This is a genomic window from Saccharothrix sabaoui, from assembly GCF_051756985.1.
GTDB lineage: Bacteria > Actinomycetota > Actinomycetes > Mycobacteriales > Pseudonocardiaceae > Actinosynnema.
In genome coordinates, this window is record NZ_JBPKJK010000102.1 from 16510 (window position 1) to 32205 (window position 15696).

Consider the following 15696-nt stretch of genomic DNA (forward strand, 5'->3'; position numbering starts at 1 on the left):
TGGCGATGTTCGAGTCGGTACTGGTGGCCAACCGCGGCGAGATCGCGGTCCGCGTGATCCGCGCCCTGAGGTCCCTCGGCATCCGGTCCGTCGCCGTCCACAGCGACGCGGACGCCGACGCCCTGCACGTGCGGCTGGCCGACGAGGCGGTGCGGCTCGGCCCGGCGGCGGCCCGGGAGAGCTACCTGTCGGTCGAGAGGGTCGTCGAGGCCGCGCTGTCGACCGGCGCGCGGGCCGTGCACCCCGGGTACGGCTTCCTGGCCGAGAACGCCGAGTTCGCGCGTGCCTGCGAGAAGGCCGGCCTGGTGTTCATCGGCCCGCCCGCCGAGGCCATCGAGGCCATGGGCGACAAGATCCGCGCCAAGCTCACCGTCGCGGCGGCCGGCGTGCCGGTGGTGCCCGGCCGCACCGAGGCCGGCATGACCGACGACGACCTGGTCGGCGCGGCCGGCGAGGTCGGCTTCCCGGTGCTGCTCAAGCCCTCCGCGGGCGGCGGCGGCAAGGGGATGCGGCTGGTCCGCGACCCCGGGGGGCTGCGGGACGCGATCGAGTCCGCCCGGCGCGAGGCGCGCGGGTCGTTCGGCGACGACACCCTGCTCGTCGAGCGGTTCATCGGCAACCCGCGGCACGTCGAGATCCAGGTGCTGGCGGACGCGCACGGCGGCGTCGTGCACCTCGGCGAGCGCGAGTGCAGCCTCCAGCGGCGGCACCAGAAGATCATCGAGGAGGCCCCGTCGCCCCTGCTCACCCCCGAGGTGCGGGAGGCCATGGGGCGCGCGGCGGTGGAGGCGGCGCGGTCCGTCGGGTACGTCGGCGCGGGCACCGTCGAGTTCATCGTCGACGGCTCGTCCGGCGAGTACTACTTCATGGAGATGAACACCCGGCTCCAGGTCGAGCACCCGGTGACCGAGCTGGTGACCGGCGTGGACCTGGTCGAGCAGCAGCTCCGGGTGGCGGCGGGCGAGCCCCTGGGGTTCACCTCGGTGGAGCTGACCGGGCACGCCGTGGAGGCCCGCGTCTACGCCGAGGACCCGGCGCGCGGGTTCCTGCCCACCGGTGGCACCGTGCTGCTGCTGGAGGAGCCGGCGGACGTGCGGGTCGACTCGGCGCTGCGCGTCGGGCTGACCGTGGGCAGCGACTACGACCCGATGCTGGCGAAGGTGATCGCGCACGGCGCCACGCGGGCCGAGGCGCTGCGCCGGCTGCACGCCGCGCTGGGCCGGTTCACGCTGCTCGGCGTGACCACGAACGTGCCGTTCCTGCGGGCGCTGCTGACCGACCCCGACGTGCGGGCCGGCGACCTCGACACCGGGCTGGTGGAGCGCAAGCTCGACTCGCTGGTCGCCGTCGAGCGGCCCGACGAGGTGCCGGCCGCCGCCGCCCTGGAGCGGCAGCTCTCCCTGCGCGGCGACGGCGACGACCCGTGGGCGCGGGCCGACGGCTGGCGGCTCGGCGAGCACGCCTGGACCCGGTGGCTGATCGACGGCGTCGAGGTGCGCGTGCGCGGCGACGAGGTGTCGGTCGCGGGCGGCGCGCCGGCCCGGTACGCGGTCCGGGTCGACGGCGACCGGCTCGTCGTGGGCGGCCGGTCCTACGCGATGGCCCGGGACGGCGACGTGCTGTGGCTCGGGCGGGACGGGCACGCGTGGGCGCTGACCGAGACCCGGCCGTCCGAGGTCGCCGCGTCGGGCGCCGCCGGCCGCGGCGGTCCGGTCACCAGCCCCATGCCCGGCACGGTGCTCGTCGCGCGCGCCGAGCGGGGCGACGAGGTGGCCGCCGGGCAGGCGTTGTTCGTGGTCGAAGCGATGAAGATGGAGCACACCGTCACGTCACCCGTGGCCGGCGTGCTCACCGAAGTGCACGTCCGGGAGGGCCAACAGGTCGCCCTGGACCAACCCCTGGCCGTCGTCGTGCCCCACGAGGAGTGAGCGATGCTGGACTTCCGCCTTGACGAGGACTACGAGGCGCTGCGCAAGACCGTCGAGGAGTTCGCCCGGGACGAGGTCGCCCCGGTCATCGGCGAGTTCTACGAGCGCGAGGAGTTCCCCTACGGGATCGTCGCCAAGATGGGGCGGATGGGCCTGTTCGGCCTGCCGTTCCCCGAGGAGCACGGCGGCATGGGCGGTGACTACTTCGCGCTGTGCCTGGCCCTGGAGGAACTGGCCCGGGTCGACTCGTCCACCGCGATCACGCTGGAGGCGGGCGTCTCGCTGGGCGCGATGCCGTTGTACCGCTTCGGCTCCGCCGAGCAGAAGGCCGAGTGGCTGCCGAAGCTCACCTCCGGCGAGGTGCTCGGCGCGTTCGGCCTCACCGAGCCCGGCGGCGGGTCGGACGCGGGGGCGCTGCGCACCACGGCGAAGCAGGACGGCGACGAGTGGGTGATCAACGGCACCAAGGCGTTCATCACCAACTCGGGCACCGACATCACCGGCCTGGTGACCGTCGCCGCGGTCACCGGCCGCCGCGAGGACGGCAAGCCGGAGATCTCGGCGATCCTGGTGCCGGCCGGCACGCCCGGTTTCTCGGTGTCCCGCAAGTACTCCAAGGTCGGCTGGAACGCCTCGGACACCCGCGAGCTGTCCTTCCAGGACTGCCGCGTGCCGCTGGCCAACCTGGTCGGCGAGCGCGGGCGCGGCTACGCCCAGTTCCTGCGCACCCTGGACGAGGGCCGCGTCGCCATCGCCGCGATCGGCGTGGGCCTGGCCCAGGGGTGCGTCGACGAGTGCCTGAGGTACGTGGGCGAGCGCGAGGCGTTCGGCCGCAAGATCGGCGAGTACCAGTCCATCCAGTTCAAGATCGCCGAGATGGAGGCCCGCACGCACACCGCGCGGCTGGCCTACTACCAGGCGGCGGCGAAGATGCTGCGCGGCGAGCCGTTCAAGCGCGAGGCGGCCATCGCCAAGCTCGTGTCGTCCGAGGCGGCCGTGGACAACGCCCGTGAGGCCACGCAGGTCTTCGGCGGCTACGGGTTCATGAACGAGTACCCGGTCGGCCGCTTCTACCGGGACGCGAAGATCCTGGAGATCGGCGAGGGGACCAGCGAGGTGCAGAAGATGCTGATCGCCCGGGAGCTGGGCCTGGTCTGACGCCGCCCTCTCAGGCCTCGAAGGCCCCGTCGCGCACGCCGAGGAGGAAGGCCGACCACCCGGAGTCGAGGCGGATCGCGGGACGCCTGTTCTTGCTGTCGCGGACGTGCGTCGCGCGGCCGTCGAACCGGACTTCCACGCAGCTGCCCGAAGCCGAGCTGTAGCTGCTCTTGAACCAGCCGTGCGCCGGGGGCGGGGAAGTGCGCGCCGTCATGGCTCCTCCATCTCGTCGTGGACGTGACCGATGAACTCGCGGGACTCCCGTTCGCCGAGCGCGCGGTCGAACGTCTCGGCGAAGCTCGCGGTCGATTCGAGTATCACGTGCCGCTTGTCGGTGAGGACACCGCTGATCGCGGTCTCGTGGTACACCACGTCGGTGAGCCGGGAGGGCCGGAACGACAGGATCATCAGCGCGCCGCCCAGCAGCGGGTGCGCGCCGGTGCTGAACGGCACGACCCGCACGCGCACGTGGTCGTGCGCGTCGACGACCGCGATCAGGTGGGTGAGCTGCGCGCGCATGACGCCCGGCCCGCCGATCCGCTGCCGCAGCGCGGCCTCGCCCAGCACGACGTCGAACACCGGCGGGTGGTCGTCGGTCAGCCTGGCCTGCCGGGCGAGGCGGGTGGCCAGGCGCGGGCCGATGTCGACCGGCCTGATGTACGGGGTGGCCGCGCGCAGCACCGCCCGCGCGTAGTCGGCGGTCTGGAGCAGGCCGGGCACGATGTCCGGCGCGTACTCGGCGATGCGGTCCGCGCCCGCCTCCAGGCCCAGGAAGCGGACGAACTCGTCGGGGTAGAGGTGGGCGTGGTCGTGCCACCACTCGCGCCGCTCGCCGCCCTGGCGCAGCCCGTCCAACCCGGTCAGCTCGTCGCGGTCCAGCTCGTAGACCGCGGCGAGGTCGGCGAGCCTGGCCGCGGTGAGGCGGCGCTTGCCCGACTCCACCGCGGACAGGTTCGTGCTGCCCATCCCGGTGGTCTTGCCGACGAACGCGGCGGTCAGGCCGAGGCGGTCGCGGTGCTCGCGCAGCCGCACCCCGAGCTCCCACGCCTGCACCGTGCTGGAGGTCGAGCCCTCGGCCATGCGCCTGGTCCTGTTCGGGTTGCGGACAGTGTCGGGTAGGCACACAGCGTAGCGACAGGGCACCCGTCCGGGGAATCGCCCCTTGATACGTATCGGGATTAGTGTGATCGCGTGATCCCCCCCGTGGCCACCACGTTGCGCAGCCGGCTGCTCGGTCGCGAGCTGCGCCGGGTCCGGGAGACCTCCGGGCTCAGCGCGACCGAGCTGGCCGCCCGCACCCGGATGTCACCGCGCCAGGTCGCGCTGCTGGAGGACGGCGTCCTCGACGCGCCCGCGCCCGACGCGCACGACATGTGGTGCCGCTGGGGCGCCGACGCGCCGAGGGTGCTCAACGTGCTGTGCCGCAACGCGGTGCGGGTCGACGCCCTCGCGCCGTTCGGCGTCAACCCGGTGCTGCCGAGGCTCGACCCGGCCCGCTGCACGGCCTACGTGCCGGAGGGCGTCGAGGTCGGGCGCGACGACGTGGCGGTGCGCGTGATCCCGCGCGGCGCGGGCGCCTACCCCGGCGTCGGGTGCGACCCGGTGACCCGCTTCGGGATGGCGGACGGCGCGGCGGTCGTGTTCTACGCCCACCCGCACGCCGCGCTGTTCACCGACGACCCCGACCAGGTCCGCGCGGCCCGGACGCTGTTCGCGCGGCTCGCCGCCCTCGTCGGCCCGTAGGACCCGGGGGGCTCGCCGCCCCCGTCCGCCCGCGGGAGCACCGCCCGGTGGGACCACTCCCGGGGTGGGCCCCCGGCCGGCCCGGACAGGGGTCGAACGGCGCGAAGGGCCGGCACCCGCGGGGTGCTGTTCGACCAGGTCGTCACGAACGGCGCGTACGTCGCGCCGGCGGGCGTCCCCGGTCACGCCTCATCCCGGGAACCTGCCGTGCCTGCCGCCCCCCGCGCGGAACCGGGTCAACCCCGCCTCCACCTCGCGGAGCGACACGAGCCCGTGCTCCAGCTCGTTGTCCAGGGCGGCGGCCTCCGGCAACCCCTCCTGCTCCAGCAGGGAGAGGCGGTCCTCCCGCAGGCACGCCTGCGGGAACGCGGCGACCTCCCGCGCCAGGCGCTCCGCCTCGGCGCGGGAGGTCCCGTTCGGCACGACGCGGTTCGCGAGGCCGATGCGCAGCGCCTCGCCCGAGTGGACGGGACGACCGGTGAGCACCAGGTCCATCGCGCGGGACGCCCCGATCAGCCGGGGCAGCCGGACGGTCCCGCCGTCGACCAGCGGCACGCCCCACCGGCGGCAGAACACGCCGAACACCGCGTCCTCCTCGACCACCCGCAGGTCGCACCACAGCGCCAGCTCCAGCCCGCCCGCCACGGCGTGCCCGGCCACCGCCGCGATCACCGGCTTGGACAGGCGCACCCGGGTCGGCCCCATCGGGCCGGACGGCGAGCGCGGGTCGTTGCCCCGCGCGGTGCCGATCGCCTTGAGGTCCGCGCCCGAGCAGAACGTGCCGCCCTCGCCGTGCAGGACGGCCACCGACGCGGACGGGTCCTCGTCGAACTCGCGGAACACCTCCGCGAGGGTGTGCGCGGTCGGCCCGTCGACCGCGTTGCGCACCTCGGGACGGTTCAGCAGGACGGTGAACACCGGTCCCGAACGCTCCACGCGCACCGCGCTCACGGCTTCGGCGACCCCCGCTCCACGATCGCCGCGAAGTCGACGCCGCGCGGCAGCGTGCCGAACGCCGCGCCCCGGTCGCCGGACAGCCGCGACGCGCAGAACGCGTCCGCCACCGCCGGGTGGCCGTACCGGACCAGCAGCGAACCGTGCAACGCCAACGCCATCCGCTCCACCAGCCCGCGCGCCCGCACCTCCAGGTCGTCGCGGTCGGCCAGCTCGCCCTTGAGCGCGTCGACCGCCGCGTCCAGCCGCCGGTCCGCGCCGCGCGCCGCGTCCAGCTCGGCGAGGAACTCCGCCACCGCCGCCGGCTCCCGGGCCAGGGCGCGCAGCGCGTCGAGCGCGGCCACGTTGCCGGAGCCCTCCCAGATCGACATCAGCGGCGACTCGCGGAACAGCCGGGGCATCCCGGAGTCCTCCACGTACCCGTTGCCGCCCAGGCACTCCAGGGCCTCGGCCGCGTGCGCCGGGCCGCGCTTGCACACCCAGTACTTGGTGACCGCGAGCCCCAGCCGGCTGCGGTTGCCGGCCAGCCACAGCGCCGCCGTCGTCGCCGCCTCCGACTCCACGACGAGGTCGGCCAGCACGTTGCGCATGGCCGGCTGGTCGACCAGGTAGGACCCGAACGCCCTGCGGTGCGCGGCGTGGTGCGTGGCCTGGGTGACGCCGAGGCGCATCCCGGACGCCGAGCCGAGCACGCAGTCCAGGCGGGTGGCGTTGACCATCTCGATGATGGTCCGCACGCCCCGGCCCTCCTCGCCGACGAGCCAGCCCACCGCGCCGTCGTACTCCACCTCGGCGGAGGCGTTCGACCGGTTGCCGAGCTTGTCCTTGAGGCGCTGGAAGAACAGCGCGTTGCGCGTCCCGTCCGGCAGCACGCGCGGCAGCAGGAAGCAGCTCAGGCCGCCCGGCGCCTGCGCCAGGGTCAGGAACAGGTCGGACATCGGCGCGGAGGTGAACCACTTGTGCCCGGTGATCACGTGGTGGTCGCCGGCGGGCACCGCGCGGGTGGTGTTCGCCCGGACGTCGGAGCCGCCCTGCTTCTCGGTCATCGACATGCCCGCGACCAGGCCGCGCTTGCCCTCGGGGGCGCGCAGGCCGAAGTCGTACTCGCGGGACGCCAGCAGCGGTTCGAACCGCTCGGCGAGCGCGGGCGCGGCGCGCAGCGCGGGCACGGCGGCGTAGGTCATCGAGATCGGGCAGCCGTGGCCCGCCTCGGCCTGGCTCCACACGAGGAACTTGGCGGCCCGCGCCACGTGCGCGCCCGGCCGGTCGTCCCGCCACGGCGCGGCGTGCAGGCCGTGGCGGACGGCGGTGGTCATCAGCTCGTGCCAGGCGGGGTGGAACTCGACCTCGTCCACCCGGTTGCCGTACCGGTCGTGGGTGTGCAGCACGGGCGGGTGGGCGTTCGCCTGCCTGCCGAGGGCCTGGACGTGCGCGGTGCCCGCCAGCACGCCCAGCTCGCGCACCTCGGGCTCGACCCACCCCGCGCCGCCGCGGCGCAGGCCGTCCAGCAGCGCCGGGTCGGCGGAGACGTCGTGGCCCTCCAGCGGCGGGACCTGGTTGGTCACCTCGTGCGTGGCGTGCGTCATAGCCGTCAGGGTACTACTCGTCGGTAACTTCGAGGGAGGTGGAAAAACGGGGGTGCCGATCACCGGTTCCGGGCCTACCGTCGGTCCGGTGAGCGATCACGGAGCGGACCACGCGCGCGCTGCCCACGCACGGGCGGTGACCGCGTTGCGCGGCCAGTACGCGGCGATCCCGGCGGGCTCGCCCGTGCGCCTGGCCAAGTCGACGTCGAACCTGTTCCGGTTCCGCGACGAACGGCCGGGCGGCCTCGACGTGGCCCGGTTCGACCGGGTCCTGTCCGTCGACCCGCAGGCCCGCACCGCGCAGGTGCAGGGCATGACGACCTACGAGGACCTGGTCGACGCGACCCTGCCGCACGGGCTCGTGCCGCTGGTCGTGCCGCAGCTCAAGACGATCACGCTCGGCGGCGCGGTCGCGGGGCTGGGCATCGAGTCCACCTCCTTCCGCAACGGCCTGCCGCACGAGTCCGTGCGCGAGCTGGAGGTCATGACCGGCGACGGCTCGATCGAGGTGGTCGGCCCCGGCGACGACCTGTTCCGCGGCTTCCCCAACTCCTACGGCACCCTCGGGTACGCGCTGCGGCTGGAGATCGAGCTGGAGCCGGTCAAGCCGTACGTCCGGCTGCGGCACGTGCCGTTCGGCGACGCGGCGCGCTGCGCGGAGGCCGTCGAGGCGATCTGCGCGGAGCGGTCGTACCGGGGCGAACCGGTCGACTTCGTGGACGGGACGGTGTTCTCCGGCGGGGAGCAGTACCTGACCCTCGGCACCTTCGCCGACAGCGCGCCGGCCACGTCCGACTACACCGGCAACCGGATCTACTACCGGTCGATCCAGTCCCGGCGCACCGACCACCTGACCGTGCGCGACTACCTGTGGCGGTGGGACACCGACTGGTTCTGGTGCTCGCGGGCGTTCGGCGTGCAGCACCCGGTCGTGCGGCGGCTCGTGCCCAAGCGGTTCCTGCGGTCCGACGTGTACCGGCGGGTCGTGGCGTGGGACCGGCGGCACCGGTTCTCCGACCGGCTGAGCAAGGCCGTGCAGGAGCCGGTGATCCAGGACGTGGAGATCCCGGTCCACCGGCTGGCCGAATTCCTCGACTTCTTCCACCGCGAGATCGGCGTCAGCCCCGTGTGGCTGTGCCCCGTGCGGCTGCGCGACCGCGCGGGCTGGCCGCTGTACCCCATGGACCCCGACCTGCTGTACGTGAACGTCGGCTTCTGGTCGACGGTGTCGCTGCGGCCGGACGAGGAGCCGGGCAGCCGCAACCGGCTGATCGAGGACGAGGTCACCCGGCTGGGCGGGCACAAGTCGCTGTACTCCGACTCGTACTACGGCGAGCGGGAGTTCTGGGACAACTACAACGGCCCGGAGTACCGGGGGCTCAAGGAGCGCTACGACCCCGGCGGCCGGCTGCCCGACCTGTACGCCAAGTGTGTGCTGCGCGAGTGAAGGGAGCGGGGGACGTGCGGTTGGCGGAGGTGTTCCAACGGGTGGTCGGCGGCGACGGGTCCGTGGGCTTCAGCGCGTTCGACGGCAGCGAGGCCGGGCCGCGCGACGCCCCGGTGCGCATCGAGGTGCGCACGCCGGAGGCGTTGTCGTACCTGGCGTCCGCGCCGGGCGAGCTGGGCCTGGCGCGCGCGTACGTGACCGGTCACCTGGAGATCGTCGGCGACGTGCACGGCGCGCTCGTGCACCTGTCCGACATGTCGCTGCGCGGGGTGCCGTGGGGGCAGCGGCTGGAGCTGCTGGCCACGTTGGGGCGCACGCGGCTGGGCACGCGGGTCGAGGCGCCGCCGCAGGAGCGGCGGCTGCGCGGGCTGCGGCACTCGAAGACGCGCGACCGCGAGGCCATCGCGCACCACTACGACGTGTCGAACACGTTCTACGAGTGGGTGCTCGGGCCGTCGATGGCGTACACGTGCGCCGTGTACCCGACCGCGTCGTCCACGCTGGAGGAGGCGCAGGCGGCCAAGCACGACCTGGTGGCGCGCAAGCTCGGGCTGCGGCCGGGGATGAGGCTGCTCGACGTCGGCTGCGGGTGGGGCGGCATGGTGATGCACGCGGCGCGCGAGTACGGCGTGCGGGCGCTCGGCGTGACGCTGTCGCGCAACCAGGCGGAGTGGGCGCAGAAGGCCATCGTCGAGGCGGGGCTGTCGGACCTGGCCGAGGTGCGCCACCTGGACTACCGCGACGTGCGGGAGAGCGGGTTCGACGCGATCAGCTCCATCGGCCTCACCGAGCACATCGGCAAGGCCAAGCTGCCCGCGTACTTCCGCTCCCTGCACCGCAAGCTGCGCCCCGGCGGCCGGCTGCTCAACCACTGCATCACCCGGGCGGACAACCGCCAGCGCGCCCGCACGGGCGGGTTCATCGACCGGTACGTGTTCCCGGACGGCGAGCTGGTCGGCCCCGGCCACATCGTGTCGCAGGTGCACGACCACGGCTTCGAGGTGCGGCACGAGGAGAACCTGCGCGAGCACTACGCCCTCACCCTGGCCGCGTGGTGCCGCAACCTGGACGCCCACTGGGACGACGCGGTGGCCGAGATCGGCCTGCCCCGCGCCCGCGTGTGGCGCCTCTACCTGGCCGCCTCGCGCCTGGGCTTCGAGCGCAACGACATCCAGCTGCACCAGGTCCTCGGCGTCAAGCTGGACGGCGCCGAAGCCCACTACCCCCTCCGCCCCACCTGGCCCTAACCCGCGAGTCATGCCTTCACGATCCGCGAGTCCAACGCTCACGACCCGCGAGTCATGCGCTCACGACCCTCGTGTCATGCGCTCATGCCCAACGGTGTTAGGCACGAACGCATGACACAGGGGTCGTGAAGGCATGACTCGCGGGTCGCGAGCGCATGACTCGCGGGGTCAGGTGAGGGTGGTGGCGATGTGGCGGGCCTGGTCGGAGGGGATCGCGAAGCCGATGCCCACGCTGCCCGCCTCGCCGCCGCCCGACGCGGGCGAGTAGATCGCCGAGTTGATGCCGATCACCTCGCCGGCCGCGTTCACCAGCGGGCCGCCGGAGTTGCCGGGGTTGATCGACGCGTCGGTCTGGATCGCCTGGTAGCTCACCGATGACGAGCTGCGGGGGGACGTCGTGGTGCCGGGCACGGTGACGGTGCGGTCCAGGGCGCTGACGATGCCCGTCGTCACGGTCCCCCGCAGCCCCTCCGGCGACCCGATCGCCACGACCTGGTCCCCGACCCGCACCGCGCTGGAATCGGCGAACACCGCCGGCGTCAGCCCGCTCACGCCCTCCGCCTGCACGACCGCCAGGTCGCTGGACGCGTCGGTCCCGACCACGGCGGCGTCGACGGTCCGCCCGTCGGACAGCGTCACCGTGATCTCCCGCGCCCCCGCCACCACGTGGTTGTTGGTCAGCACGCGGCCGTCGGCGCTGAGCACCACCCCGGACCCGAGGCCCCGCCCCTGCGCCGAGGTGACGTCGACCTGCACCACGCTCGGCAGCACCGCCGCCGCGATCGCCGAGACGTCGGCCGTCGACGTGGACCCGGTCCGCGCCGCCACCGGGCTGCCGACCGCCGTCGTGCCGCCGCCGGACGCGTTCACCGCGCCGACCACGCCACCGGTGACCCCGCCGAGCACCGCGGCGACCAGCGCCGCCGAGGTCACGACCGTGCCGGTGCGCCGCCGGAACGGCGCCCGGACCTGCTCCTGCGACCCGCTCACCGCGGGGAGCTCCTGTGTCATGCCCCCACTGTCGCCCCGCCGGCTGTGAGCGGCCTGAGCGTCCCCTCAGGACTTGCCGAGAATCGCGGTGACGTCCTCGGCGGTGAGCGGCCCGTCGCCGAACAGCGGGCCCTGCACCCCCGTCACGCCCAGCTCGGCCAGGCGCGCGGCGACCGTCTCGCTCGTGACGCCCGCCGCGTACAGGGGCATGCCCAGCGACGCGGCCCACGTGAGCAGCGCCACGGCGGCGCTCTCGTCGAAGCGGTTCGCCCCCTCGGCGAGGCCGGCCACCGGCGAGCCCTGGAACTTCATGCCGCTCAACGGGAACCGCCGCAGCCGGTCGACCGGCAGGTTGCCGCCGCCCACCTGGTCGAGCACGAGCCGCACGCCGTGCTCGGCGAGGAACGTCAGCTCCTCGGCCTGCTCGTCGGTGATCAGCGCGGGCAGCTGCTCGCCCAGTTCGAGCTGGAGCCGCTCGGCGGGCAGGCCGCTCTCCCGCAGCACCCGCCGCACCTCGGCCACCAGCTCCGGCTCCTGGCACTGCCGGGCGGTCAGGTCCATGGTCAGCAGCGGCGCGCGGTCGCCGAACTCGGCGTACCACTGCCCGGCGTGGAAGCACGCCTGCTCCATCGCCCACCTGCCGAGCCGCACCACCATGCCGGTGGACGTGGACAGGGACAGCAGGTCCCGCGGGTCCAACAACCCCTCGGTCGGGTGATCCCAGCGCAGCGTGGCCTCGACGGCGAGCAGCGACCGGTCCACCGGCGAGTGCACCGGCTCGTAGTCCACCCGGAAGTCGCCCTGCTCCAGGCCGCCGGAGATGGACGCCGCGAGCCGCATCCGGCGCCGGTCCCGCCGGTCGCGCTCCCGGTCGTACAGCGCCCACTGCGCCTTGCCGCCGTCCTTGGCCCAGCGCACCGTCATGTCGACGGACCGCAGCAGCTCGGCCGCGTCCGCACCCCGCGCGGGCGCCACCACGACGCCCACGCTGGCGGTCACGCCCACCCCGTCGTCGCCGACCCAGACGGGTTCGGCGAGCAGTTCGAGGGCCTCCTCGGCGAGCGTCACGACGGTCGCCACGTCCGCCGGGTCGTGGAGGAGCACGCCGAACTCGTCGGGCCCGATGCGCGCGACGTGCCCGCGGCCGTCGAACACCGACCGCAGCTGCTTCGCGATCCCGCCGAGGACGCGGTTGCCGACGTCGTGCCCGAACGCGTCGTTGACGACCCGGAAGCCGTCGACGTCGAACACGACCAGGCCGAGCGTCGCCGGTCCCCGGCTGCCCGCCGCCTTCTCCAGCCAGCCGACGAACTGCGCCCGGTTGGCCAGGCCCGTCTGCACGTCGTTGAGGCTCTGCCGCAGCAGCTGCGCCTGGAGCGCCCGCAGCTCGTCGAGGTTCTCCATCATGGTCACGTAGTAGGCGGGTTCGTCCAGGTCGTCGCGGACGAGGGACATCGCGACGAGCACCGGCACCTCCTCGCCGTCGGTGTCCACCAGCCGCACCTCGGTGCGCACGTGCTCGCCCAGGCCCGCGGCGAGCTGCCGGGCGCCGCGCCGCAGGGTCTCCCGGTCGTCGGGGTGCAGCAGCTCGCCCGCGTCGGTGCCCACGACCTGGTCGGCGGAGTAGCCGATCATGGACAGCATGGCCTCGTTGCAGTCGAGGACCTTGCCGTCGAGGCTGGTCACCGAGATGGCCACGGCCGTGCTGTGGAACACGGCGCGGAACTTCGCCTCGCTCGCCCGCACCGCGGACTCGGCCGAGCGGGTGGCGATCAGGGCGTGCCGGGCGCTCTTCTCCTGCTGGTCGAGGGTGTGCACGCGCAGGCCGTCGCCGAACCCGGCGGCGAGGGCGCCGAGCACGGCCGCCAGCCGCCCGGTCCGCCCGGCGGGCAGGTCGAACGCGGCCGGCAGGTGCGTGCCGATGAACTCGACCGTGTGCTCCAGCGTGGTGGTCGACACCAGCCCGTGCTCGACCAGGCCGCGGCCGACCCGCTGCACGGGCGCGGTGGGGCCGTCGTCGTCCAGCGCGGCGAGCAGGACGTCCGTGAAACCGGCCAGCAGCTCCTCCAGCCGGGGGCGCGGCAGGTCGGCCATCACGGTGGAGCCGATCGCGGCGGCCCAGCGGCGCGCGAAATCGGCACGGGAATTCCCGTGCCCCTCACGCGGTGCCGCGGCGCCTTCCTGTTCGACCATCTTCATTCAGCTCTGCGGGCCAATCGTCGAGGACCAAACTGGGTGCCGGCGCATCGCGCGATGAGATCACCACCGCGGACCGGTGTGCGCTTCCCGGCCCATTTTCACTCGAACGGTGCAATGGGGACCGGTGGTCGCATTCGAGTTTAGTGGCCGTCGGCGTGAGGGGTGCAAGACGATCTCCCCGGCGCGCGGGGTGGTCGGACCGGGACCGGCGAAGTGACCCGGTCCGACCGGCTCCGGGAGCGGGGGCCACCTCGTCGGCGAGGTGCCCGGGCGGGGTGCCGCGCGGGTGCCCCGAACGGCGCCGGGACCCGTGCGGACGGGGCGTTGAGGGAGACGCGGGTACTGGTGCGCCCGGGTCCGGCGACGCCAGTCCAGCAGCGTCGCCGCGGAACCGTCAACGGCGGCCCGGCGGTGTCCAGATCGCGGAATGCCTTGACCCGCGGTCGCCGCGCGCGCATACGATCGGGGTGCGGCGTTGAGGGACGCGGCACGTGTTCCGACCCCACGTTCCGACCCCTCCGCGCGCCCTCGGGAGAATTCCGATGACACCACCCGCCACGACCGCGTCGACCAGTGCGGGCGGAAACCGGTGAGCCGGGTGGTGGTGATCGGCGCCGGTCCCCGCGCGTCGGGTCTCCTCGAACGGCTGGGCGCCAACGCGGAGCTGTTCGGCGGTCCGCTGGAGGTGCACCTCGTCGACCCGTTCCCACCCGGCGCGGGCCGCGTGTGGCGGCACGAGCAGTCGCCGCTGCTGCGGATGAACTCGATGGCCGAGGACGTCACCGCGTTCACCGACGACAGCGTGCTGTGCGAGGGACCGGTGCGGCCGGGGCCGTCGCTCGCCGAGTGGGCCGCCGGCGACCTGTCCGGGGTGGACCTCGACCCCGGCGTGCGGGCCGAGCTGGCCGCCACGACACCGACCTCGTTCCCCTCGCGGCGGGTGCAGAGCGCCTACCTGCGGTGGTTCCACGAGCGCGCGGTGCGGTCGCTGCCGCCCGGCGGTTCCGTGCGCCTGCACCGGACGCGCGCGGTGCGGCTGGCCGGCGGGCCCGGCGCGCCGCAGCGGGTGTGGCTCGCCGGCCGCGCCGAACCGCTCGTCGCCGACGTCGTCGTGCTGGCCCTCGGGCACCTCGACGCGCGGCCCGCGCCCGAGGAGGTCGAGCTGGCCGGGTACGCGGCCCGGCACGGGCTGACCTACCTGCCGCCCGACTACACCGCCGACACCGACCTGTCCGGGGTGCCGGCGGGCGAGGACGTCGTGGTGCGCGGCCTGGGCCTGGCGTTCGTCGACCTCGCCGTGCTGCTCGGCCAGGGGCGCGGCGGGGTGTTCGAGCGGGTCGGCGGCGAGCTGCGCTACCGGCCGTCCGGGCGGGAACCCCGGCTGCACGTCGGCTCGCGGCGCGGGCTGCCGTACCACTCGAAGACCGGGTACCGGCTCCAGGGCGCGCGGCCCGAGCCCGGCGGGTTCTTCGACGCCGCCGCGCTGCTCGCCCGCGACGGGGACGTGGACTTCCGCGCCGACGCGTGGCCCCTGATGGCGAAGGACGTCGCCCACGGCCACTACCGCGAGCTGTTCACCGGGCACCCGGACCGGGTGCGCGTGCCGTGGGAGGAGTTCGCCGCGGAGTTCGCCGGGCTCGACTGGTACGGCGCGGGGATGCGGGCGCTGGAGGAGCGGGCCGTGCCCGCGGCGGAGGACCGGATCGACTTCGAGCGGCTCGACCGGCCCCTGGCGGGGCGGGTGTTCGGCTCCGCCGAGGAGTTCCAGGAGCACGTGCGCGGGTACGTGGAGGCGGACGTGGCCCGGCGCGGCGACCCGGCGCACAGCGCCGACCTGGGCGCGTTCCTCGCGCTGCTCGGCGTGTACGGGCAGTTCGCGCGGCTGGCGGCCTCGGGGCGGCTGCGCGGCGACGACGGCTGGTGGCGCGGGTTCTTCAGCTGGTTCGCCAGCGGGCCGCCGCCGGACCGGCTGGAGGAGCTGCTGGCGCTGTCCCGCGCGGGTGTCGTGCGGTTCCTGGGCGCGGACACGTGGGTGCGGGCCGAGGACGGCGTCTTCCTGGCGGGCAGCGCGAGCACGCCGGGGCACGTCGTGCGGGCGACCGGGCTGGTCGAGGCGCGGCTGCCGGTGCACCGGCTGGAGCGCACGGCGGACCCGCTGCTGCGGTCGCTGCTGGCGGCGGGGGAGCTGCGGGACGAGGGCGGGCTGGTGGGCGTGTCGGCCGCGGACAGCAGGCTCGTGGACGCCGCCGGGGTGCCGCACGCGCGCCGGTTCGCGGTCGGGCCGTACACCACGAACGCGGCGTTCGCGGCGTTCGCGCGGCCCGGCACGAACGCGCCGGCGTTCCGGCAGAACGACGAGGTGGCCCGCGCGGTGCTGCGCCTGCTGGCGGCGGACGCCGCGCTCGACCGCGAGTCGGCGTAAGACGGGGGCACGCACGGCGGAG

General features: G+C 74.5%; 12 protein-coding genes. 6 read left to right on the plus strand and 6 right to left on the minus strand.

Going from position 1 to position 15696, the window contains the following annotated elements; all coding sequences use genetic code 11:
• Positions 1 to 5: 5 nt before the first annotated feature.
• A complete protein-coding gene (locus ACR807_RS27120; RefSeq protein WP_438924251.1) occupies positions 6 to 1928 on the plus strand; it encodes an acetyl/propionyl/methylcrotonyl-CoA carboxylase subunit alpha in 1923 nt (640 codons plus the stop codon).
• 3 nt (positions 1929 to 1931) lie between these two features.
• On the plus strand, positions 1932 to 3086 hold the full coding sequence (locus ACR807_RS27125) for an acyl-CoA dehydrogenase family protein (protein ID WP_438924252.1): 1155 nt from the start codon (positions 1932 to 1934) through the stop codon (positions 3084 to 3086).
• A gap of 10 nt (positions 3087 to 3096) precedes the next feature.
• On the opposite strand, the gene ACR807_RS27130 is transcribed toward ACR807_RS27125, so the two are convergent.
• On the minus strand, positions 3097 to 3300 hold the full coding sequence (locus ACR807_RS27130; protein WP_438924253.1) for a DUF397 domain-containing protein: 204 nt from the start codon (positions 3298 to 3300) through the stop codon (positions 3097 to 3099).
• Positions 3297 to 4166: a helix-turn-helix domain-containing protein gene (locus tag ACR807_RS27135; protein WP_438924254.1), complete on the minus strand. Its 870-nt coding sequence runs from the start codon at positions 4164 to 4166 to the stop codon at positions 3297 to 3299. The genes ACR807_RS27130 and ACR807_RS27135 overlap by 4 nt, the downstream gene beginning before the upstream one ends.
• 111 nt (positions 4167 to 4277) lie before the next feature.
• Here ACR807_RS27135 and ACR807_RS27140 point away from each other — a divergent pair, with 111 nt between their 5' ends.
• Positions 4278 to 4829, plus strand: coding sequence for a Scr1 family TA system antitoxin-like transcriptional regulator (locus ACR807_RS27140; RefSeq protein ID WP_438924255.1), 552 nt, complete (start codon positions 4278 to 4280; stop codon positions 4827 to 4829).
• 189 nt (positions 4830 to 5018) lie between these two features.
• On the opposite strand, the gene ACR807_RS27145 is transcribed toward ACR807_RS27140, so the two are convergent.
• Together ACR807_RS27145 and ACR807_RS27150 are read right to left on the minus strand one after the other, a co-directional pair.
• The gene (locus tag ACR807_RS27145; RefSeq protein ID WP_438924256.1) at positions 5019 to 5780 is read right to left on the minus strand and encodes a crotonase/enoyl-CoA hydratase family protein; all 762 of its coding nucleotides are present in this window, start codon (positions 5778 to 5780) and stop codon (positions 5019 to 5021) included.
• Positions 5777 to 7369: an acyl-CoA dehydrogenase family protein gene (locus tag ACR807_RS27150; RefSeq protein WP_438924257.1), complete on the minus strand. Its 1593-nt coding sequence runs from the start codon at positions 7367 to 7369 to the stop codon at positions 5777 to 5779. The genes ACR807_RS27145 and ACR807_RS27150 overlap by 4 nt, the downstream gene beginning before the upstream one ends.
• An 88-nt stretch (positions 7370 to 7457) precedes the next feature.
• Between ACR807_RS27150 and ACR807_RS27155 the strand changes: the two genes are divergently transcribed.
• Both ACR807_RS27155 and ACR807_RS27160 read left to right on the plus strand, forming a co-directional pair.
• Positions 7458 to 8816 (plus strand): FAD-binding oxidoreductase, encoded by a 1359-nt coding sequence (locus tag ACR807_RS27155; RefSeq protein ID WP_438924258.1) that lies wholly within the window; start codon positions 7458 to 7460, stop codon positions 8814 to 8816.
• A gap of 14 nt (positions 8817 to 8830) precedes the next feature.
• On the plus strand, positions 8831 to 10063 hold the full coding sequence (locus ACR807_RS27160; RefSeq protein ID WP_438924259.1) for a class I SAM-dependent methyltransferase: 1233 nt from the start codon (positions 8831 to 8833) through the stop codon (positions 10061 to 10063).
• Positions 10064 to 10231: 168 nt separating this feature from the next.
• Here ACR807_RS27160 and ACR807_RS27165 read toward each other — a convergent pair whose 3' ends face one another.
• Both ACR807_RS27165 and ACR807_RS27170 read right to left on the minus strand, forming a co-directional pair.
• The gene (locus tag ACR807_RS27165) at positions 10232 to 11074 is read right to left on the minus strand and encodes a S1C family serine protease (RefSeq protein WP_438924260.1); all 843 of its coding nucleotides are present in this window, start codon (positions 11072 to 11074) and stop codon (positions 10232 to 10234) included.
• A 45-nt stretch (positions 11075 to 11119) separates the two neighbouring features.
• Positions 11120 to 13246: a putative bifunctional diguanylate cyclase/phosphodiesterase gene (locus tag ACR807_RS27170; RefSeq protein ID WP_438924261.1), complete on the minus strand. Its 2127-nt coding sequence runs from the start codon at positions 13244 to 13246 to the stop codon at positions 11120 to 11122.
• Positions 13247 to 13850: 604 nt separating this feature from the next.
• On the opposite strand from ACR807_RS27170, the gene ACR807_RS27175 reads away from it, so the two are divergent.
• Complete coding sequence (locus ACR807_RS27175) at positions 13851 to 15674, plus strand: FAD/NAD(P)-binding protein (RefSeq protein WP_438924262.1); 1824 nt, start codon at positions 13851 to 13853, stop codon at positions 15672 to 15674.
• The last annotated feature ends 22 nt before the right edge of the window (positions 15675 to 15696 follow it).